This is a genomic window from Stenotrophomonas humi (assembly GCF_001431415.1).
Lineage (GTDB): Bacteria > Pseudomonadota > Gammaproteobacteria > Xanthomonadales > Xanthomonadaceae > Stenotrophomonas > Stenotrophomonas humi.
The window spans coordinates 1-20,731 of record NZ_LDJI01000041.1; the positions used below are offsets into that span (position 1 = coordinate 1).

The 20,731-nt window shown below is 64.9% G+C and carries 16 protein-coding genes; 3 read left to right on the top strand and 13 right to left on the bottom strand.

Going from position 1 to position 20,731, the window contains the following annotated elements; all coding sequences use genetic code 11:
• Window positions 1–237: 237 nt before the first annotated feature.
• Both ABB26_RS17025 and ABB26_RS17030 read right to left on the bottom strand, forming a co-directional pair.
• On the bottom strand, window positions 238–1,881 hold the full coding sequence (locus ABB26_RS17025) for a Na+/H+ antiporter (RefSeq protein ID WP_057635913.1): 1,644 nt from the start codon (window positions 1,879–1,881) through the stop codon (window positions 238–240).
• A 232-nt stretch (window positions 1,882–2,113) separates the two neighbouring features.
• A complete protein-coding gene (locus tag ABB26_RS17030) occupies window positions 2,114–2,905 on the bottom strand; it encodes a DODA-type extradiol aromatic ring-opening family dioxygenase (RefSeq protein WP_057635914.1) in 792 nt (263 codons plus the stop codon).
• Between the two features lie 105 nt (window positions 2,906–3,010).
• On the opposite strand from ABB26_RS17030, the gene ABB26_RS17035 reads away from it, so the two are divergent.
• Window positions 3,011–3,919, top strand: coding sequence for a LysR family transcriptional regulator (locus ABB26_RS17035; RefSeq protein WP_057635915.1), 909 nt, complete (start codon window positions 3,011–3,013; stop codon window positions 3,917–3,919).
• A gap of 19 nt (window positions 3,920–3,938) precedes the next feature.
• Here the strand turns inward: ABB26_RS17035 and ABB26_RS17040 are convergent, their stop codons facing one another.
• Window positions 3,939–6,938, bottom strand: coding sequence for a bifunctional diguanylate cyclase/phosphodiesterase (locus ABB26_RS17040; RefSeq protein ID WP_057635916.1), 3,000 nt, complete (start codon window positions 6,936–6,938; stop codon window positions 3,939–3,941).
• 245 nt (window positions 6,939–7,183) lie between these two features.
• On the opposite strand from ABB26_RS17040, the gene ABB26_RS17045 reads away from it, so the two are divergent.
• The gene (locus ABB26_RS17045) at window positions 7,184–9,286 is read left to right on the top strand and encodes a M13 family metallopeptidase (RefSeq protein WP_057635917.1); all 2,103 of its coding nucleotides are present in this window, start codon (window positions 7,184–7,186) and stop codon (window positions 9,284–9,286) included.
• Between the two features lie 241 nt (window positions 9,287–9,527).
• Here ABB26_RS17045 and ABB26_RS17050 read toward each other — a convergent pair whose 3' ends face one another.
• Window positions 9,528–10,448, bottom strand: a complete 921-nt coding sequence (locus tag ABB26_RS17050; RefSeq protein ID WP_057635918.1) for an oxygenase MpaB family protein — start codon at window positions 10,446–10,448, stop codon at window positions 9,528–9,530.
• Window positions 10,449–10,778: 330 nt separating this feature from the next.
• Between ABB26_RS17050 and ABB26_RS17055 the strand changes: the two genes are divergently transcribed.
• Entirely contained in the window at window positions 10,779–11,381 is a 603-nt protein-coding gene (locus tag ABB26_RS17055; RefSeq protein WP_057635919.1) for a hypothetical protein, read from the top strand.
• Window positions 11,382–11,494: 113 nt separating this feature from the next.
• On the opposite strand, the gene ABB26_RS17060 is transcribed toward ABB26_RS17055, so the two are convergent.
• The 9 genes from ABB26_RS17060 to ABB26_RS17100 form a co-directional block, all read right to left on the bottom strand.
• Window positions 11,495–11,824, bottom strand: coding sequence for a hypothetical protein (locus ABB26_RS17060; RefSeq protein WP_057635920.1), 330 nt, complete (start codon window positions 11,822–11,824; stop codon window positions 11,495–11,497).
• A gap of 30 nt (window positions 11,825–11,854) precedes the next feature.
• Window positions 11,855–12,628 carry a LytR/AlgR family response regulator transcription factor gene (locus ABB26_RS17065; protein ID WP_057635921.1) on the bottom strand — a complete coding sequence of 258 codons (774 nt, stop codon included), beginning with the start codon at window positions 12,626–12,628 and terminating at the stop codon, window positions 11,855–11,857.
• A complete protein-coding gene (locus ABB26_RS17070) occupies window positions 12,618–13,928 on the bottom strand; it encodes a sensor histidine kinase (protein ID WP_057635922.1) in 1,311 nt (436 codons plus the stop codon). The genes ABB26_RS17065 and ABB26_RS17070 overlap by 11 nt, the downstream gene beginning before the upstream one ends.
• A 153-nt stretch (window positions 13,929–14,081) precedes the next feature.
• Entirely contained in the window at window positions 14,082–16,079 is a 1,998-nt protein-coding gene (locus ABB26_RS17075; protein WP_152982736.1) for a hypothetical protein, read from the bottom strand.
• A 260-nt stretch (window positions 16,080–16,339) separates the two neighbouring features.
• Window positions 16,340–17,989, bottom strand: a complete 1,650-nt coding sequence (locus ABB26_RS17080) for a M28 family metallopeptidase (protein WP_057635924.1) — start codon at window positions 17,987–17,989, stop codon at window positions 16,340–16,342.
• Window positions 17,990–18,040: 51 nt separating this feature from the next.
• Window positions 18,041–19,306: an RNA polymerase sigma factor gene (locus ABB26_RS17085; protein ID WP_057635925.1), complete on the bottom strand. Its 1,266-nt coding sequence runs from the start codon at window positions 19,304–19,306 to the stop codon at window positions 18,041–18,043.
• Between the two features lie 145 nt (window positions 19,307–19,451).
• Window positions 19,452–19,808 (bottom strand): DUF1428 domain-containing protein, encoded by a 357-nt coding sequence (locus ABB26_RS17090; protein WP_057635937.1) that lies wholly within the window; start codon window positions 19,806–19,808, stop codon window positions 19,452–19,454.
• A 67-nt stretch (window positions 19,809–19,875) separates the two neighbouring features.
• Window positions 19,876–20,283: a VOC family protein gene (locus ABB26_RS17095; RefSeq protein WP_057635926.1), complete on the bottom strand. Its 408-nt coding sequence runs from the start codon at window positions 20,281–20,283 to the stop codon at window positions 19,876–19,878.
• Entirely contained in the window at window positions 20,283–20,720 is a 438-nt protein-coding gene (locus ABB26_RS17100) for a VOC family protein (protein WP_057635927.1), read from the bottom strand. The genes ABB26_RS17095 and ABB26_RS17100 overlap by 1 nt, the downstream gene beginning before the upstream one ends.
• Between the last annotated feature and the right edge of the window lie 11 nt (window positions 20,721–20,731).

Genomic DNA, 20,731 nt, shown 5'->3' on the forward strand with positions numbered 1-20,731 from the left:
CAACTCCGGGCTCATGGCGGCTTCCAAGCGCCTGCACAACCTCACCAATGTCCGCGACCAGATCCAGTCGGCCATCCCTCTCCCGCCGCCGGAGCTGACCGAGCAGCAACTCCGGATCGCCGCCTACTATTGCTAACGTGCGGACTGCGCGGCGGCAGGACGCTGAGCGCAATGATCTCAAAGCCCGGGAGAGGGGTTGGGGTGAGGGAAAGCTCCTGAAAAGCTCCCCACCCACCCTCAATCCCGCTTCCGGCTTTCCAGCAGATCCAGATTGCGGATCAGCTTGCGCGATATCTCGTCTGAGATCTGTCCGCGCCGGGTCAGACGGAACAACTCTTCACGCTCGGCATTGAGCCCGGCCGCACGCAGGCTGCGGTACGCCTCTTCCATGCGCTTGACCTGCTCGGGGTCTTCATCCGGGCCCTGGCCTTTTTCAAGATTGCGTTGATACAGCAGGCTCACCCGCGAGGCGGCGTCGTTGTACAGCTGCACGTTGGTGGTGTTCTGCCCTTCCACCAGTTGCTGCCGGGCTTTCTCCACCGCTGCCAGTGCGGCCTTGGACGCAATCCTGCGGGCCAGATCTTCCTCACGACGACCGGTGTCGTCCTTGGGCAGTTCCAGGCCCTTGAGCAGCCGCGGCAGCAACAGGCTGGCGCCGACCAACGACACCAGGATCACCGCCGCCGCCAGGAAGATCACCAGGTCGCGTGCCGGGAACGGCTCACCGCCCGGGACCATCAGCGGCAGGGTCAACACGCCGGCCAGGGTGATCGCGCCACGCACGCCGGCCACTGACATCGCCAGCACCACCCGCCCCGGCGTATGCGTGCCTTTCTCGCCGCGCATGCGCGCCTTGAGCAGACTCCAGCGCAGCGACAACCACACGAAGGCCAGCCGCATCACCACCAGCATGGCGTTGATGGCCAGCACGTACACCACCAGCCACCACGCACTGTGCTGGCCACTGAGTTCCATCGACTGGATAGCACGCTCGACGATGCCCGGCAGCTGCTCGCCCAGCAACACGAAGATGATGCCGTTGAAGGTGAACTGCACCATGTTCCACACCGCACTGCGCTGCACGCGCATGCTGCCGCTGATGCGGCCGGTCTGTTCGACATAGCTCATGGTGATGCCGGCGGCCACGGCGGCCAGGATGCCGGAAGCGTTGAGCTCTTCGGCCAGCAGGTAGGCGGCGAACGGGATCAGCAGGTTGACCAGCAACGCCGCACCCGGCTCCTCGCCGAAACCGTGCCACAGCCAACGCTGGAACGCGGACACGCCCCAGGTCACCGCCACGCCGATGGCCAGGCCAGCCACCGACACCCACAGAAATGTCAGCGAGGCTTCGGCCAGCGAGAAGCTGCCAGTCATCACGGCCGCCACCGCAAAGCGGAAGCAGACCAGGCCGGAGGCATCGTTGAGCAGCGACTCGCCTTCCAGGATGTGCATCAGCCGCTTGGGAATCGGTACCCGTGATGCGATGGCGCTGACCGCGACCGGATCGGTCGGCGAGATGATCGCCGCCAGCGCAAAGGCCACCGCCAACGGCATGGACGGGATCAACCAATGGATCAGCAGGCCGGCACCGACCACGGTGAACACCACCAGGCCGAACGCCAGTTCCAGAATCGCGCCCTTGTCGCGGAACAGGCCCTGCTTGGGAATGCGCCAGCCATCCAGAAACAGCAGTGGCGGCAGGAACAACAGGAAGAACATATCCGGCTCAAGCGCATGGCCGCGATTGAACACCCCGGCGATCAACGCACCCAGGCCGATCTGCACCAACGGCAGCGGCAGGGAGAACGGCAGGATTCTTACCAGGTAACCGCTGGCGACAACGGCCACCAGCATCGCCAGGACGACTTCGATCGTGTGCATGCTTGTTCCAGAAACGGGCGCGTGCAGAGCCAGACAAGGGCCTGCGCCGGAGACCGGAAAAAATTAACACAGCACGCCATCAATGCGGCGTCGCTGATGCGCGCTGCCGCCATCCTCTACCCTTTCGGTACGCGAATGGAACAAACGCAGAGCACGCCCCCCCCCGCCGCGCACATCAATCCCGCAACGGCAATGTCCCGCGCCAAAGGCACGGGACAAGACAATCAAGGCCTCATTGCGCGCCGTCGAAGCGGTAGATATCCATCGCCAGAAAACCCATGTCGATGCCGGCATCGATGCGTGTGGCCCCCAGGGCATCGGAGCCGGCGGCGCCCATCGCGAAGTACAGCGGCAGCAGATGCTCATCGGTGGGATGGGCCTGCGCCGCAAACGGCGCCTGCTGGCGATAGTCGAACAATGCGGGGATGTCGTCGGCGCCCAGCTTCTGCTCCACCCATTCGATGAAGGGCCGCACGTACGGCGCTTCCTTGCCCTGCGGGTAGTTGCGCCACTCGTGCAGGTTGTGGGTGATGCTGCCGGAACCGATCAGCAGCACGCCCTGCTCGCGCAGCGGCGCCAACGCCCGGCCCATCGCGAACTGATGCGCCGGGCCCAGCATCGGCTGGATCGAAACCTGCAGCACCGGGATGTCCGCCTGCGGGTAGAGATAACGCAACGGCACCCAGGCGCCATGGTCCAGCCCACGGTTCGGGTCGACGGCCGGTTTCAGGCCAGCGGCCTGCAGCCGCTCGGCAACGTCCTGTGCCAGCTCGGGTGCACCCGGGGCCGGGTACTGCAGCTGGTACAGCGCGTCGGGGAAACCACCGAAATCGTGGATCGTCTCCGGCGCGGCGGTGCTCGACACCAACGGCGTGCGCGCAAGCCAATGTGCCGAGGCCATCACGATGGCACGCGGGCGTTGCAGGCCCGCAGCCAACTCAGCCAGGCGCGACCCTACCTGGCCCGGCTCCAGTGCAGTCATCGGCGAACCATGGGAAATGTAGAGCGAGGGCAGATGGCGCATGGCGGTTGCCTCTTGGGAGATAGAGAACATGCCCGCAAGCTTATTGCGCGCTTGGGCGGCAACAAATAACCTCAACAACAACGTTTTATTTCGGAAGCGGAAACAATGGACACGATCGATGCCATGCGTGTATTCGTCGCCGTGGTCGAGCGCAACGGCTTCAGCGCCGCCGCCGATGCCATGGACATGTCCACCGCCGCCGTCACCCGGCAGATTGCCGCGCTGGAGAAGCGCCTGTCCGCACGCCTGCTCAACCGCACCACGCGCCGGGTCAGCCCCACCAGCACCGGCGCTGCCTACTACCAGCGCTGCGTGCAGTTGCTGGCCGAGTTCGATGCACTGGAAGCATCCGTTGGCGCGCAGGCGCTGCAGCCTTCCGGCCGCCTGCGCATCAACGCACCGGTCAGCTATGGCATCACCCGGCTGGCACCGTTGCTGCCCGGCTACAGCACGCGCTATCCGCAGGTGGAATTGGACCTGTCATTGTCCGACCGGCTCGTGGACATGGTGGAAGAAGGCTTCGACCTGGCCATCCGCATCACCCGCAACCCTTCACCATCGCTGATCGCCCGACGGCTGGCGCAGGCGCGCATCATCCTGTGCGCCGCGCCTGCCTACATCGCGCGGCGGGGCGCACCGGCCACGCCGCAGGCGCTGGCCGAACATGACTTTCTGTCCTACACCTACTCGGCCAGCGGCGACAGCTGGACCCTGCGCGGGCCGGAGGGCGAAACCAGCGTCACCTTCACCCCACGCATGCGTGCCAACAACGGTGAAGTGCTGCGTGAGGCCGCCATTGCCGGCATGGGAATCATCGCGCAGCCGGATTTCATCATCGGCCCGGCGCTGGCTGATGGCCGCCTGGTACCGGTACTGCCAGAATGGGAGGTCCCGCCCGTCGACATCCATGCGGTCTACGCCAGCCGAAGCCACCTGGCCCCCAAGGTACGCAGCTTCATCGACTACCTGGTGGAGTGCATGGAAGACAACACCGCGCCATCGGTTTCACCCTGAGCGGCGTTGCCGCAACGGCTCAACCCGGGCTGCGCAAGGTCGCCAGCAGCACCAGCACATCCGCCATCGGCATCGGCCGGCCCAGCAGGTAACCCTGCACCTGGTCGCAGCCGTGCGCAGCCAGCCACCCGTACTGGCCTTCGGTCTCCACACCCTCGGCGATCACCATCAAGCCCATGCTGTGCCCCAGCGACAGCAGTGCACGGCAGATGGCGGCATTGCGCGGGTTGGTTTCGACATCGGCCACAAAACTGCGGTCGATCTTCAGCGAATCCAGCGGCAGATGCTGCAGATACGACATCGACGAGAAGCCCGTGCCGAAGTCATCCAGGGAAATATGGATGCCACGCTCATGCAGGCGCTGCATGGTCTGCAGCGCCTGACCGGGGTTGCGCATCAGGCTGCTCTCGGTCAGCTCCAGGTGCAGCGAACCCCGCGGCAGGCCGAACTCCTCGATCACGCGCGAGAACTCGTTGGCCAGGTCGGTATTGAAAAACTGCACCGCCGATACATTCACCGCAATGGGCAGCATGCCCCAGCCGGCCGCCGCCAGTTGCTGCTGAGCCCGCGCCGCGCTGCGGAGCACCCAGCGCCCCAGCGCGATGATCAGGCCGGTGTCCTCGCACAACTGGATGAAATCACCCGGCGGTATGAAGCTGCCGTCCGCCTGCGGCCAGCGCAGCAGCGCTTCGAGCGCTACCGGGCTGCCGTCGGCAGCGTGGCGGATCGGCTGGAAGTGCAGTTCGAATTCATTGCGGTCAATGGCCATGTGCACACGCCCGGCCAACTGCAGCCGTTCGGTGTAGCGTGCGGCCATCGCCGGGGTGAAACGGGCCAGCGCGACGCCGGTTTCGCGCGCGGCATGTGCGGCCTGCGCGGCGCGGCCCAATACCTGCTCGGCCAGTTCACCGTCGTCCGGATTACTGGCCACGCCAATGCGCGCTTCCAGCTGATGGAACGTATCGCGCCCTCGGATGGGTTCAGCCACGGCTTCGAGCAGCGCATCCAGCGCCAGTTGCACATCGGCCGGCTTCTGTATGGCGAGCACGAAATCCTCGGCAGGCTGGTGCGCCAGCAGGCCATGACGCGCGGCCAGCCCACCAAGGCGCACCGCCACCGAGCGCAATGCTTCCTCACCGGCCTCGCGCCCCAGCGTGTCGGCGATCATCTGCAGTCCACGCAGCTGCACATGCGCGATGGTGTAACCACCCGTGCCGGCATCAAGCTTTTCGACCAAACCACGTACCGTCAGCAGCCCGGTACCGGCGTGGTGGCTGGCACGGTAGGCCAGTTCCTTCTCGTATCGCAGCCGCTGGCTGACATCCTCGGCCAGTACCAGGCAGGCATCGTGCCCATCGAATTCCAGCCGTGCGCCGTGTGCCTGCACGTGGAAGATGCTGCCGTCCTTGCGCTTGTGCCGATGCACGGGCAGCAGCGTCGGCTGGCCATTGGTGACACCCAGCACCGTGCGCCGGATGGCATCGCGATCTTCCGGTGGACGCACGTCCAGGATCGACATGGACAGAAATTCGTCACGGCTGAAGCCGTACTGGTCGACGGCCGCCTGGTTCACTTCAAGAAAGCGCAGCGTGGCCAGGTCGAAGATCCAGAACGGCGCCGGGTTGCGATCAAATACCAGACGGAACTGCCGCTCCGCCTCCTGCGCGCGCGCCTCGGTGTGCACCCGCTCGCTGATGTCCACCACCGCACCGGCCAGACGCGGCGACTGGCCCGGGCTGTTGACCCTGTCACCGCGCGCGGACAACCAGCGCAGCGAGCCATCGGCCATATGCAGGCGGAACATCGCGTTCAATGCGCCCTTGCCATCGCGCGCATGGTTGAGCATCACCCGCAGCCAGGCACGGTCATCTTCATGAACCCGGCGGAAGAACCCATCCAGCGTGGATGCCCGTGTCGGCAGGTCGAGCATCTGCTGGGTCAGCAGCGACCAGTCCAGCAGCGGCACTTCGCCATGGATGGACCAAGTGCCCACCTTGCCTACCTCATGCGCCAGTTCCAGCTCGGCGGCACCGGTCCGCAGCTCTTCGCTCAGGCGCTGTTCCTGCGAGGCGCTGCGGCCAAGGCTGTAGAGCAGGTAGGCAAGCCCGATCAGATACAGCAGGAAGATGCCGATCGCGGCATAGAGAAACACATACCAGCGCGACATCACCTCCCTGTAGGACAGCGCGGTATACAGGGTCAGTGGATAGTCGGTTGGCACGCTGACCGCGGCAATGCGCTTCTGCCCGTCAGCCGGGCTCTCGACTATCCCCTGCCGCACGATCTCGGCCGAAGGCGCCAGAATCTTCATCGGCGAAGGCAGTTGCCGACCGATGAAGGCAGTCGGATTGCGGCTATGGGCCAGCAACTGCCCGTAGCGGTTGCCGATGGAGGCCACGCCGTCCTTTCCCACGTCCAGGCCACTGACCACGTCCTGGAACATGCCCAGCCGCACCCGCGCCAGCAGCCACTGCCCCTGCTGCATGGGCAGCGCCGTCCGCACCACCCAGGCACCTTCGGGCAACTGCTCCAGTGCACCGACGTACAGCTCGCCACTGAGCACCCGGTTCTGCGGCACGACCCAACTGCGCAGTGCAGGATCGCCATGGCCCTGTGAAAGCGGTTGGCCCTCATCGTCAACCAGGGTGATCGAGGCCAGGTCACGGTTGCGCTCCAGCACCCCGTGGATGCTGGCTTCCAGCAGTTCCACCGCCCTGTCCGGTACCCGCCGGTAGAACTCACGGCCATCGTTGGCGGTGCCACGCAACGCCCGCTCCAGGGTGATCAGCTGCGCACGCAGCAGACGGTCACTGCCATTGGCCAGGGCCATGCTCTGCCGCTGTGCCGCTTCAACCCGGCTGCTGCGGTCGTTCCACAGCATCATCGCCAGTGCCGCCGCCAACAGCACCGCCACCAGCGCGCCAGCGATGGCAATCACCCGCAGTGGATGAGCCTGTACCCGGGTCACAGGTAGTTCCAGCGCTTCATTGGGCGGCGGGCAGGCATCATCCAGGACCATGGGTAACAGGGAGCCAGCAAGGGGCGAGCGCATGCCACCGGCATGAAACCGCGCTGCAAGTGTCTCCCCAGACACCACGAGCAGCAATCCTCACACAGCATGCAGCAGAACCACTACCGGCGTGAAGAGCATGAAGCGGCTTTTTTTTTGCTGCACATGCGCGGCCGATCAAACGCCAGAGTCCGCATCTGCATCCCTGCGGGCACGGGATTAGACTTGGCCAGTCTCTCAACCTGGAACCCACCATGGCCCTGCAACGCTCCTTCCTGATGCTGGCAATCGGTGCCGCACTTTCACTCAGCGGCTGCAACAAGGATGCGCCGACAACGACCGACGATGCCGCACAGGCGCCGGTCACCAGCGCGACCGCCAAAGCACAGTTGGGCAACTTCGGCTTCGACGCAGCCGGCATGGACCGCAGCGTTGCGGCAGGCGACAACTTCTTCGACTTCGCCAATGGTGAATGGGTCAAGCGCACGGAGATACCGGCCGACCGTTCCAGCCAGGGCAGTTTCAACGTGATCGCCGAGAAGACCCTGGCCGACACCCGCGCAATCATGGAAGAAAGCGCCAAGGCCAGCGACACTGAAGTCCGCAAGATCGGTGACTACTACGCGGCCTTCATGGACGAGGCGGCCATCGAGGCGCGCGGCGCCGCACCGGTGCAGCCGGAACTGCAGGCCATCGCCGCCATCAGCGACAAGCAGGCGCTGGCCAAGGCACTGGGCGGCACCCTGCGCGCGGATGTGGATCTGCTCAACGCCACCAACTTCTATACTCCCCACCTGTTCGGCGTCTGGGTGTCGGCCGACCTGCTGCAGCCCGAGCGCAATGCGCCGTACCTGGTGCAGGGTGGTCTGGGCATGCCCGACCGCGACTTCTACCTGCAGGACGGCCGCATGGCCGATCTGCGCAAGGCCTATGAAGGCTATGTCGCCAAATTGCTGGAGCTGTCCGGCGACACCGATGCTGCCGCCAAGGCCGCGCGCATCGTCGCGCTGGAAATCAAGATCGCCCGCGCCCACGCCACGCAGGAAGAGACCAACGACGTCGAAAAGGGCGCCAACGCCTGGAAGCAGGCGGACCTGAGCGCCAAGGCACCGGGCCTGGACTGGGCCGCGTTCCTGGACGGCGCCGGTCTGTCGGCACAACAGGATTTCATCGTATGGCAGCCCGCCGCTGTAGCTGGCCTGTCCAAGCTGGTGGGCGCCGAGCCGCTGGCCACATGGAAGGAATACCTGGCCTTCCACGCGCTGGATGAAGCCGCGCCCTATCTGCCCAAGGCCTTCGCCGATGCGCACTTCGCCTTCCACGGCACCGCGCTGAGCGGCACCCCGCAGCAGAGCGAGCGCTGGAAGCGTGCGGTGGGCGACACCAATACCGCCATCGGCGAAGCCGTCGGCAAGATCTATGTCGAGCGCCACTTCGACGCCGCCACCAAGGCCCGTGCCGACGAGATGGCCAAGAACATCATCGCCGCCTTCGCCAAGCGCATCGACGCGCTGGAGTGGATGTCGCCGGAAACCAAGGCGCATGCCCAGGCAAAGGTGGCCGGGCTCAAGGTCGGCATGGGCTACCCGTCCAAGTGGCGTGATTACAGCGCGCTGGAAGTGAAACGTGACGATGCACTGGGCAACGCACAGCGCGCCTCGCTGTTCGAGTACCGGCGCAACCTGGCCAAACTTGGCCAGCCGGTGAACCACGACGAGTGGGCGATGCTGCCGCAGACCATCAACGCGATGAACGTGCCACTGGAAAACCGCCTCGTGTTCCCGGCCGCGATCCTGCAGCCGCCGTTCTTCGACGGTGCCGCCGACGATGCGATCAACTACGGCGCGATCGGTGCGGTGATCGGCCATGAAATCAGCCACGGTTTCGACAATGCCGGCGCACTGTTCGATGAAACCGGCAAGCTGCACAACTGGTGGACGGCCAATGACCTGAAGCAGTTCAACGCAGCCGGCGATGCACTGGCCGCACAGTTCAGCAGCTACGAGCCGTTCCCGGGCGTACACGTCAATGGTCGCCTGACCCTCGGCGAGAACATCGCCGACGTCGCCGGCCTGGCGACCGCGCACGATGCATACCGCATGTCGCTGCAAGGCAAGCAGGAACAGACACTGGAAGGCTTCACACCGGACCAGCGCTTCTTCCTCGGCTTTGCCCAGGCATGGCGCAGCAAGGCGCGCGAGCAGGCACTGCGCAATTCGTTGCTGACCAACGTGCATGCACCGGGCCAGTTCCGCAGCCTGACCGTGCGCAACCTCGACGCGTGGTACCCGGCGTTCGAAGTGAAGGAAGGCCAGAAGCTGTACCTGGCACCGGACAAGCGGGTCAAAGTCTGGTGATCGGCGCTGTGAAAGCAGTATGGAAAACGGGCGCCTGAGCGCCCGTTTTCCTTTGTGTTCGTGCCAAGGGCCTACCCTCCCCCTTCGCTGCACAAAAGGGTAGGAATAGAAGCGGCTTTCGCTGCAATCTGGCAGTTCCTGCAGGACCGGCGCCCCCTCCCTTTGCAGGAAGCAGCAGGAGGGTTGGCGAGGGATAGCTTCTGCGCTGCTTCCTCACACCCAACAACCCACCATCAAGGCATCACGCCGGCCACTGCACAAGAATTGCCGGCTCCTTCCCCACCCGCTGGCATGCGCGCGTGGAAATGCCATCGTTCAACGCGATGCGGAACAACGGTGCCACGCTGCGCAACATGCGCGCGGATACCACCGATTGCAGATGCTGGCCACGGCTGCGACCAATCAACTGCTCGGCCCACTGCGGCAACAACGCCGCACCCGCCGCCAGGAACACCTCACGCGACATGCCCGGCAGCGGCACCGGCAGACGCACCGCACTGAGCACCTCCAGCACTTCGCGTGAACGTTCATCCATGCGCAGCTGCGGTTGCTGCGCGGCAAAGTAGTCGTGTACCTGCGCCTGGCTGGCCGGCACATCGGTGGCGCCCAGTGCTTCGGCAACGCGCCGGTACTCGTCGTAGTAGCGGTCGGCAATCGCCTCCGGTACCTCGCGGCAATAGCGGCGGCAACCCTCCAGGAAGCCATAGGCCTCGGTGACGTGCACCCAGGTCAACAGCGCCGGATCATCGGCCGCGTAAGCACTGCCATCGGGCAAGCGTCCGACCACCTGCGCGTGGATGCGCTTGACCCGCGCGATCAACTTGTCGACTTCGGCGCGCGGCGCGTAGCTGGTGCCGGCCACGAAACTGGTGGTGCGCCGCAGGCGGCCGACCAGGTCTTCACGGAAGTTGGAATGGTCATACACACCGGCCAGCGCGCGCGGGTGCAGCAGCTGCAGCATCAGCGCGCACAGGCCACCGGCCAACATGCCGGGGAATTCGGAATGAATGCGCCAGGTGACGCTGTCCGGGCCGAACCAGCCCGGGTCACCCGGCGGCGCGTCATAGTCCACACCGCTCTGGTTGCGCGGGAAAGCATCAAGGACCCAACGCCGGATCTGGGCGGTGGCGGCATCGGAAACACGACGGGACAAGGACGACATGGGCGCTATCGTACCGTTGTCGGCGCGCAACTCGCTTCCTCCCTTGGTCGCAGAGCGGTTGCGGCGCCCCAGGCGGAGACGCCCTACGCTTGCATTGATGGAATGTGCAAGCGCAGCACGATTTTTCACCGACCTTCTTCCATTCGGCCATTTGCACGATGTTGCACCGCAGAAATTCTGCCGATGCCACGCGTTCATCCGTGATCGACGGCGCCTGCCTTCGCGCAACCCCCATTGCCAAGCGTTCTGAAAGTGCTAGAACTAAAGCCGCCTGACCGCTTCACGCTTCTCCGTCGCTCGTACCAGCCAGGTAACTGCAAGGAGCTAAACATGATTGCGTTGTTCAAGGGTTTGGGATTGTTGCTGCAGGACAATGAACTGTATGGCCAGCCGTTCGAGAAACAGGTCGATCACTGGAAGAATCTGAGCGACCAGCAGATACGCGACGAAGTCGCGGTGCTGGCGCAGGCAAAGTGCCAGTGGCTGATGGCCTCGATCGTGCTCTGGCAGGCGTCCTCGCTGCTGATCCTCGGGCTGATCACCAACTACCTATGGCGCGATGATTTCCACATCACCTTCACCCGCGTGGTGATCGTGCTGGGCTCGTGGGTGTCGATCCTGTTCGTGATCTGGTTCATGGCCAACATGTTTGACCATACCGCCGGCTTCGAGCGCTGGATGAAAGCCTTCAACAGCCGCGCGCGCATCAGCTCCGATGCCGACAGCGTGGATGACGTGGCCGAGGCGCTGGACATGGCGCAACACTATCCGGAAGTCCTGGATTACAAGCAGGCCGTCACCGCCAACCGCGAGCTGCGCCATGAGGACATCCGCATCATGCGTGAGCTGGGCCGCATGCGGCAGCATTCCGAGCTGGTCGGAAAGCTCAACCATATCGGCGATGACGGTTTAAGGTTGCAGCCGGCCTTCTGATTCCAGAAGCACCGCTCATCGGCTCCGCTTGGGGCACCTTCTTGCGCTCGCGGGAGAAGCGAGCAAGAGCAAAGTCACGGTCTTCACCCATCGCCGCGCCCGTCGCGGCGATGTCATTTGCGGATCAGTACCTGCTGGGCAAAACCTTCCGGAAGATTGCTCATCTGCCGGGTGCGCCCGACCAGCACCACGAAGTCCATCAGCGGCTCACGATTGCAGACCTGCATGCCCTGCCCTGCACCGCATTGCTCACGGTACAACTGATAGAAGCAGCTGCCGCTCTCGCTCTGCAGGCACTGGAAGTTGGCGACACCGGAGCGCACGGTGGTGCGGCTCAGCAGGGTGTGTTCACCACTGATGCGCGTCACCGAGGTCTGCCCCGGCGGCTCGTTGATCCCCAGCATTGACAACAGACTGCCCAGCAACATGGTCAGGTAATGCATGGCACTTCTCCTGGCAAAGCGGTGGCGGCATCACATGCCGCGGAACAGACTCATGAAAGGTTGGCTGACCACCAGCGTCTCGCTGCGATGTTTCAGGCGCAGGACGCCACGCCCGGTTTCTTCGCGGCTCACCGACACCACCGCCTTCATGTTGACGATGGTGGAGCGATGCACCTGGCGGAAGCAGTGCGGGTCCAGCACCGCCGCCAACTCGCGCAGCGAGCTGCGCAGCAACAGTTCTTCCTCGGCGGTGACCACCGAGGTGTATTTGCTGTCGGCGCGGAAATACAGCACATCGTCGAGCATCACCAGGCGCGTCTCGCGGCCATTGCTGACGGTGACCCAGGCCAGCGGCGGTGCGGTTTGCGGCGTGCCCGGCTGCTGCACCAGTTGCTTCAGTAGCCGGTCCAGCATGGCGGGGTCGGGCATTCCGGCCTGTCGCCGCGCCAGCACGCGTTGACGCGTGGCCAGCAGACGTTCGTCGGTCACCGGCTTGAGCAGGTAGTCCACCGCGCCCTGTTCGAACGCGGCAATGGCGTACTGGTCGTAGGCGGTGACGAACACCACCTGGGTCTGCGGGCTGACACTCTGCAGTGCACGGGCCACATCGATGCCGGTGATGCCAGGCATGCGGATATCAAGGAACGCCAGGTCCGGCTGATGGCTTTCCAGTGCTTCCAGCGCCGCGGCGCCGTCCTCGCATTCGGCCACGACCTGCAGTTCCGGCCACAAGCGCTGCAGCTGCTGCCGCAATGCCTCACGCAGCAGGGGCTCGTCCTCGGCAATGAGCGCTTCAAGGGACATGCGGGTACTCCGGCACCGGCGGAATCACCACGCCTACTTTTGCTGTTGCGGGCGGCGGCGCGGGTGCCACATACGGCAGGCTGATGGTCGCCGCCACACCGCTGGGGAAGTTGGAGACCATCGCCAGCGAGGCCTGCTCGCCACAGGTCAGGCGCAGGCGTTCACGCAGGTTCTTCAGGCCAATGCCGGTCCCGTTGCTGTGCGTGGTGATGCCCTGGCCATCGTCGGCCACGGTCACGGTCAATTGACCGCCGAGCTCACGCGCCAGAATCCACACGGTGCCACCGCCGGACTTGGGCTCCAGCCCGTGCTTGATCGCATTCTCCACCAGCGTCTGCAGCGACATCGACGGCAACGCGACGTGGTACAGCGATTCGGGCACGTCGATATGCAGCGCCAGGCGTGCGCCCATGCGGATGCGCAGGATTTCCAGATAGGCATGCACGCGTTCCAGCTCCTGGCCCAGCGTGGACACCGACTGATCGATGCCCGGCAGCGAGCTGCGCAGGTAGTGGATCAGGTGGCCGAGCATCTGCTCGGCGCGCTCGGGGTCGGACCGGGTCAGCACCTGCGCGTTGGCCAGCGTGTTGTAGAGGAAGTGCGGCTCGACCTGCGCATGCAGCAGGTTGAGGCGGGCCACGGTGAGTTCCTTCTCCGCTTCGGTACGTGCCGCCTGCTCGCGCTCTTCACGGCGCTGCTCGGCCACCTTGCCGCTCAGCGCATGCGTTACCGCCTCGGCGTTCTCGAAATTGCTGCCTTCATCCAACAACAGCAGGTCCACCCAGGCACCGGCATCGGGTTCAAACAACAGCGTCACGCTGCTGGTATCGGTGCCCGGAACCACCCGCGCGGTGATCTGGTTGCGCTTGATCGCCAGCCGCGCCAGCAGGTTCCAGCGCGACGGCGGGCGGTCGCCATAGGGATCGGCGCGACGCTGTGTGGCACGCAGCTGCAGGGTACCCACCGAACGCTCGAATCCTTCCAGGCGGGGCATCTGGCCGATGACCTGCTCCAACAGACGGAACGCGGTGGCCGCATCCAACGGCAGCTCCACCTGGCGACGATGGCGGTTGCCCAACGTCTGCGTGTCGAGGCGGTCGGCAATCAGCGAGACGCGGCGGATATGGCCGACGATGGCACTGAGGGTGAACACCATCAAGGTCATCGCCAGCAGGCCGTAGATCCAGCCCGGCGGCTCGTCCATACCGCTGAACAGGCCGCTCCACAGGAAGCCGCCGACCACCAGCATGAGTGCCCAGACAGCAAGAATGCGGAAACCGAGAAAGAGGCTGGCTAGCATGGTCGGGGCCGGAGTGAAGAGCTGGTGTCGAGGATAAGTGCCGGCAGCCACGGCACAAGGGCCATGCGACGGAACCGGGGATTCAGGCGACGGAAGCCCGGCAAGGCAGATCAATCCATCGCGCAACCGCCCTTTCCGTGCGCTGGCTGCGCCTCAGCCAGCGGCGGCCGAGCGCCATTCCGCCGGCAGCACCCACTGCACCAAGCCATCGCCGCAGCGACCCCACAAGGTCGCGCCGTCGGGGCTCCAGCGCAGCTGGCGCAGGTCCCAGCAGCCCGGCTTGCCGCTGCGCAGCAACAAGGACTGGCCGGTATCCAGATTCCACAATGCCCCCACCACGCCACCGCCATTGCCGCCCAGTGCCAGCAGCCGGCCATCGGGCGAGCCGGCAGCAGCGTTGAGCGAATCCCGGCCCGGCAGGGTCAAGGAATAACGCACCTTGCCGCTGGTCACGTCGACCACATGCATGCCGGGATTGCGCTGCTCACCGTCCATCAGCACGAAGCCCACCGCGATCCAGTTGCCCTTGACCGAACCGAACGGTGCCGGCGTCCATTGCGCCATGCCGGTGTCGTCCTGCGTATTGACCTTGCCGAAGCGTCGCGGCAGCGGCAACACGCGCAGCACGCGGCCGTTGTCGCCATCCAGTTCGGTCAGCCCTGCGGCATCTTCCGCCCACACGTTCGGTCGCGGACCATCCCACTGCACCGGCTTGAGCTGGGTGTTGCCGGGGAAGCGGTGGTCCATCACGTCCTGGCGCAGCGCGGCGAAACGACGCGCGTATTCCCAGCGCGTGCCATCGGCCGCAGGTTGCTGCGCCAGCGTCCACAGGCTCAGGGCATCACGCTTGCCAACCTGGTCGTGCAGATACGGCAACGGCACGCCGTCACCGTCATGCGTGTAGCGCAGATAGGAGTTGCTGCGCATGTCCGGTGTATCGAAGCCCAGCGGATGGACCACGACGTTCGACGTGCCCACGTCATGGCGCAACACCTGGGTTTCGCTGGCCAGATACGCCGAGCGTCCCTGCCGGTCACCGGCAAGCAGCCAGCGCAGAACATGGTCGCTCGGGCTCTTCCACAACGTACGCGGCGTGACGCCATCGGCAGGCGACCACTGCATCAGAGTGAACGGATAGGGCTGCACCAACAGCACGCTGCCGTCGGCCATCGGCAACATGTCGGCAAGGTCGAAGGTCTGCTCCGACAACACGCGATTCACTGCCAGCACCTGGGTGGCGTCGAGACTTTGCTTGCCATCCGGCGCGCGGCGCTGCGGCTCGATGATGGAGGCCACAGGCTTGGGCGCGGGAATCCAGTCGCGGGCACTGGTACCCAACTGCATCGATGCACCGGGCAAGGTGCGCAATGCATCGAACACCGGCGCGAACATGGATTCGGGCACGCGGCTGCGACTCAACCGCGCCGACGGCCCGCTGCTGAGAATGTTGAAATCGGCCAATGCACGCAGCTGGCCGACGAGGCCGCCGTCCGGGTTGGGCCAGTCATCGACACGGCGCAGAGTGACCACGGTGGCCGGGCGACCGATGGCCTGATCCACCTGCATTACGCGCGCTTCAATGGTGCTCTTCGCGCGACCGACGATTCCGTGACGATGATCGGCACTAGCCGACCAGCTGGCGAAAGTCGCCTGCAATGCGGGCAGCTTGTCGCTTTGTGCGTCGAAGGTGGGATCACGCTCCAGCCGGGCCATGCGCACCGGCACTTCCTCGGCCAACAAGGCGCCATCGGCCACGGCTTGATCAAACTCGGGCTTGCTGAAGCGACGCACGTACTCAGCCTTCAATTCCGGCCGCCGCGCCATCATCACATCGCCCCAGCCGTGTTCCATGTAGGCCAGTCGCGTGTTGCTGACGTTGCCCTCAAAACGGCCCAACGGCGCCAGCGCAGCCTGCACCACCGGCAGTACCTGTTCGAACGGCAACGCGACCAGCATGTCGACCTGCTGCAGGGGTTTGTTCTGTTTGGTCAGCAACGGTGATCGCAGCGCGGAAGGCAGGCCGCCATCAATTTCCTGCTGCGTGGTGGGCTGTATCTGCCACTCCGGCGGCAACGGCCCGGCATTCGCCAACAACGGCGAAGCCATGCCAGCCAGCCACACCATCCCGCTCCATAATCCCTTGTTCGCCATCCATGTTCCCTGCTGTTGCGAAGGCCAATGGTAGGTGAGTGTGGTCGAAGCGGTGGCGAATCAATGGCAAGGGAAAGGGTGCTTTTGATGTGGTGCAGGAATTCATCACTGCATGGCGCCCCCTACCCTCACCCTCGTTCCGCGCCCGAGCCCTTGCGCTGGCGCAAGGGCCCTCAATGGGCAGAGAACTGGTGGTTCGTAAACCGCCCCTCTCACCCCGTCAGCGGGAGAGGGGCTTCAAGCTTCAAGCAGACGCTGCGTTACTTCCGCTCTGCGGCGCTCGCATCGCGTACCGCGCGGAAGGCTTCTTCCTGGCTCCAGTTCGGCCAGGCGCGTGAGTTGGCCAGATTCTCGCCGAGCGTATAGACCACCTCCAGATCACGCACCGCGCCAGCAAAGGTCCACTCGGCCTGCCACTCGTCGCCCTGCTGGTGATAGCGCTTGGCGGTGTAGTCGTCGGAGGCCTTCTTGCCAGCCTCCACGCCACCGTCGATCCAGTCCTGCCCGGCCGCGTACGACAGCGCCGGCACGCCACGCTTGGCGAACGGGAAGTGATCGGAGCGGAAGAACAGACCGGCCTCCGGCTTCGGGTCCGGCGTGTAGCGGATGTCCCAGCCCTTGGCGACATCCTTCAGCTGGTCCAGCAGGTCCATCTTGGCCGAGCCGTAGATACCAAAATCACGCGACGGGCTGCTTGCCGCCATGCCGTCCATGTTGATCACCGCCACGGTCTTGGCCAGCGGATACAGCGGATGACTGGCGTAGTACTCCGAACCCAGCAAACCCTTTTCCTCCGCGGTCACGGCAAGGAACAGCACCGAGCGCTGCGGCTTGGGCTGTCCGGCGAATCCCCGCGCAAGCTCGACCAACGCAGCGGTGCCGCTGGCGTTGTCCATCGCGCCATTGAAGATGCGGTCGCCGCGCGCGTCCGGCTCACCCACACCGATGTGGTCCCAGTGCGCGCTGTAGATGATGGTCTCGTCGGCGTGGCTGCCGCCTTCCAGGCGCGCGACAACGTTGTGCGAGGTGATGACTTCGTTCTTGACCTGGTAGTTGGCCGAGAAGGTCTCACCGCGCAGTTCCACCGGCTGGAAGTCACGCGACTGCGCCTGCTTCTTCAGTGCCTCGAAATCCAGGCCGGCGCGCTTGAACATCGCCACCGCCAGATCATGCTGCACCCAGCCTTCCAGCGCAGGATGCGCCTCGGCCGGGTTGTCGCGCACCACGTCGAACATGGTGTTGGTGTTGGATCCAGCCACCGTTGCCCAGCCATAGGAGGCCGGTGCGGTTTCGTGGACGATCAGTACGCCGGCCGCGCCTTGACGCGCACCTTCTTCGTACTTGTAGGTCCAGCGGCCGTAATAGGTCATGCCCTTGCCGTCGAAATCGCCGGCACCGGTTTCAAAATCCGGGTCGTTGATCAGCACCACGGCGATCTTGCCCTTCAGGTCCACGCCCTTGAAATCGTCCCAGTTGCGCTCGGCGGCCTTGACCCCGTAGCCAACAAACACCAGCGGCGCATTGTTGATGGCCACCTGGCTGTCGCCGTTCATCGCCGCACGCACCGCCACCTGCTGCCCCTGGGTGAGCGTCTGCGGCTTGCCCTGGCTGGTCAACGTGAGCTGCGGTTTTCCGACGATATCGCCCTTGAGCAACGGCACCGCCTGGGTCCACAAGCGCTGGCCGTCCTTCAGATCACCGCCCGGCTGCAGGCCGGCCGCGGCAAACTGCTGGCTCAGGTAGGCCACGGTCTTCTGCTCGCCCGCCGTGGCCGGCGCACGGCCCTCATAGGCATCGGAGGAAAGCTCCTTCACATCGGCCGAAATCCGCGCGCCATCAAATTTGGGCGGTGCGGCCATCAGGGCCGTGGATATCGACATCGCCAACAGGCTGACTACTACTCGCTTCACGCGTTCTCTCCACTGGTCGGGCAACCCATGGAGTGTAGCCAGCTGCCCGGCTCAGTGCGCAGTGCCGGAGGACACGGCCGCCGCACGTGCCCTCAGCGCCTGGCTTTCACGTGCATTGCCGCTGAGCGCGGCCGCCTGCTCGAACGCTGCGCGCGCCTCGGCATTACGGCCGAGCCGGGCCAGCAGATCGCCACGGACCGCCGCCAATGGCGCGTAGCCCTGCAGTCGCTCGTCATGCTGCAGGGCTTCCAGCAGCGGCCAGGCGGCCTCCGCCCCCTGCGCTTGGGCCACGGCCACGGCGCGGTTGAGTTCGATCACCGGCGAGGGCATCACCTCACCCAGACGTGCATATAGCGCGGCGATGCGGGTCCAGTCGGTCTGTTCGGCACGGCGGGCACGCGCGTGGCAATCGGCGATGGCCGCCTGCAGCACATACGGATCATCGCCGCCGTGCAGCTCAAGCGCTTTCTCCAGCGCCGCCTGCCCACGCCCGATCTGCAGCCAATCCCAGCGACTGCGGTCCTGGTCCAGCAGCAGCACCGCTGCGCCGTCGGCACCGGTGCGTGCACGCAGTCGCGAGGCCTGCAGTTCCATCAGGGCGAGCAGGCCCAGTACGGGAATGGCGTTGGGCATCAGCCCGGCCAGCACGCGGCCCAGCCGCAGCGCTTCTTCGCACAGGGTGGGACGCGTCCAGTCATCGCCGCCGCTGGCGGCATAGCCTTCGTTGAAGACCAGGTACACCACGTCCAGCACCGACTGCAGCCGCTGTGTCAGCTCGTGCCGACGTGGCACCTCAAACGGTACCTGGCGCTCGGAAAGCAGCCGCTTGGCGCGCACGATCCGCTGGGCGATGGTGGGCTCCGGCTGCAGGTAGGCGCGGGCAATCTCATGGGTGGTCAGGCCGCACAGCAGGCGCAAGGTGAGTGCCACGCGCGCGTCGGCCGGCAACAGCGGATGACAGGCAACGAAGACCAGCCGCAGCAGGTCGTCGCCAATGTCATCCACATGATCCTGCGCATCCGCGCCCATGACGTAATCCTGTTGCTCGTCCAGCACCTGCGTCTGCCGTTGTGCATGCAGCCGCCGTTGCCGCAGGCGGTCGATGGCGCGCCGCTGTGCGGTGGCCATCAACCAGGCGGCGGGGTTGTCGGGAAGGCCCTGCGTCGGCCAGTGTTCGAGCGCGGCCAGCAGCGCGTCCTGGGCAAGCTCTTCAGCACTGTCCAGATCGCCCAGCATGCGTGCCAGGCGCGCGACCAGGCGCGGCGATTCCATCCGCCACAATGTATCGAGCCTTTGCTGGAGATCTGCGTGTTCCATCAGGCAACGATCACACCATCGCACCGATGCGCACGCAAGCATCAACTGCCTGTTTCAGGTGGATTGGTGCATCTGCATGTGCTCGATAGGCGCTCGCGTCCCTGCCCGTTCGCTCCTGGCCGCAGCGCTGCGGGGGCCTGCGCATTCACAGATCAACGAAGGTTTTGAAACCGCCCCAGAACATGCGCTTGCCATCGAACGGCATGTCCTTGGCATCCATGCCCGCCAGACGTGGATCGGCCATCGCCTTGGCGTTGACGCGGTCGCGGTGCGCACGCGAGCGGTAGACGATGTAGGCGAAGACCACGACCTCGTTCTGCTTCAGCTTCACCGCCTGCGGGAACGAGGTGTGCTTGCCCGATCTGACGTCATCGGACACCGCCTCCAGATAAGCCAATGCACCATGGTCCTTCCATACCGCACCGGCCTTGCGTGCCATGCGGCGATACTCGGCAAGCCGCTCCTGCGGCACCGGCAATACGAAACCATCGACGTAACTCATCGGTATCTCCTTCGTGATGTGCACTGCGCGCCGACCGGCCGCCATGGCGGCACGGTCACGCGGTGATTCAGCCGGGCTCGCCATCCATGTGCGCGATTTCCCACAGGTGGCCATCCAGATCCTGGAAGCCACGCTGATACATGAAGCCGTAGTCGCGCGCCGGCATGGGTTCGGTGGCACCCGCAGCCAACGCCTTGTCCACCAGCTTGTCGACCGCCACACGACTCTCCGCCGACAGGCAGGTGATGACTTCAGCCTGCTTGCGTGCATCGCTCAGCGGCTTGGTTGTGAAGGTCTGGAAGAACGGCTCCACCAGCAGCATCACGAAGATGGCATCGCTGATGACCATGCAGGCAGCATTTTCATCGGTGAACTGGGGATTGAAGCTGTACCCCAGCGCTGCGAAGAATTTCTTCGATGCTTCCAGGTCGCGCACCGGCAGGTTGACGAAGATCATCTGTGGCGTGGTCGTCATTACTTGCCTCCTTCCATCGGCTTCATGCAGTTGACCATCCACGGCTTGCCGTAGCGGTCCACCAGCATTCCCCAGCGCTTTGCCCAGAAGGTCTCCGCCAGTGGCATCTGCACCTGCCCGCCTTCGGCCAGTGCGGCAAACACGCGTTCGGCCTCCTCGACGCTGTCCACGTCGACGTTGATGGTGGTGGCGGTCTGCCCCTCTGCCTGCGGACCATCGGCGGCCATCAGGATCGCCGCACCTACTTCAAGCTGGCAGTGCGCGACCTGGTCGGCATCCGGCGTGAAGCCGCCGCAACCTTCCATGTCCATATCCGGGCTCGGCGGCATATCGCCGTACTTCATCTCCGAAACCACCTTGCCGCCAAGTGCCTTGGCGTAGAACGCCATCGCCTCATGGGTGTTGCCGCTGAAGCCCAGGAACGGAATCAGTTTCATGGTGTTGCTCC

Excerpts from the sequence above, each read along its gene's own strand:
- ABB26_RS17030 (WP_057635914.1), bottom strand. The coding sequence starts at position 2,905 with ATGCGCCATCTGCCCTCGCTCTACATTTCCCATGGTTCGCCGATGACT.
- ABB26_RS17100 (WP_057635927.1), bottom strand. The coding sequence starts at position 20,720 with ATGAAACTGATTCCGTTCCTGGGCTTCAGCGGCAACACCCATGAGGCG.
- ABB26_RS17045 (WP_057635917.1), top strand. The coding sequence starts at position 7,184 with ATGGCCCTGCAACGCTCCTTCCTGATGCTGGCAATCGGTGCCGCACTT.
- ABB26_RS17065 (WP_057635921.1), bottom strand. The coding sequence starts at position 12,628 with ATGTCCCTTGAAGCGCTCATTGCCGAGGACGAGCCCCTGCTGCGTGAG.
- ABB26_RS17085 (WP_057635925.1), bottom strand. The coding sequence starts at position 19,306 with ATGGAACACGCAGATCTCCAGCAAAGGCTCGATACATTGTGGCGGATG.
- ABB26_RS17090 (WP_057635937.1), bottom strand. The coding sequence starts at position 19,808 with ATGAGTTACGTCGATGGTTTCGTATTGCCGGTGCCGCAGGAGCGGCTT.
- ABB26_RS17050 (WP_057635918.1), bottom strand. The coding sequence starts at position 10,448 with ATGTCGTCCTTGTCCCGTCGTGTTTCCGATGCCGCCACCGCCCAGATC.
- ABB26_RS17095 (WP_057635926.1), bottom strand. The coding sequence starts at position 20,283 with ATGACGACCACGCCACAGATGATCTTCGTCAACCTGCCGGTGCGCGAC.
- ABB26_RS17070 (WP_057635922.1), bottom strand. The coding sequence starts at position 13,928 with ATGCTAGCCAGCCTCTTTCTCGGTTTCCGCATTCTTGCTGTCTGGGCA.
- ABB26_RS17055 (WP_057635919.1), top strand. The coding sequence starts at position 10,779 with ATGATTGCGTTGTTCAAGGGTTTGGGATTGTTGCTGCAGGACAATGAA.
- ABB26_RS17075 (WP_152982736.1), bottom strand. The coding sequence starts at position 16,079 with ATGGCGAACAAGGGATTATGGAGCGGGATGGTGTGGCTGGCTGGCATG.
- ABB26_RS17040 (WP_057635916.1), bottom strand. The coding sequence starts at position 6,938 with ATGGTCCTGGATGATGCCTGCCCGCCGCCCAATGAAGCGCTGGAACTA.
- ABB26_RS17060 (WP_057635920.1), bottom strand. The coding sequence starts at position 11,824 with ATGCATTACCTGACCATGTTGCTGGGCAGTCTGTTGTCAATGCTGGGG.
- ABB26_RS17035 (WP_057635915.1), top strand. The coding sequence starts at position 3,011 with ATGGACACGATCGATGCCATGCGTGTATTCGTCGCCGTGGTCGAGCGC.
- ABB26_RS17025 (WP_057635913.1), bottom strand. The coding sequence starts at position 1,881 with ATGCACACGATCGAAGTCGTCCTGGCGATGCTGGTGGCCGTTGTCGCC.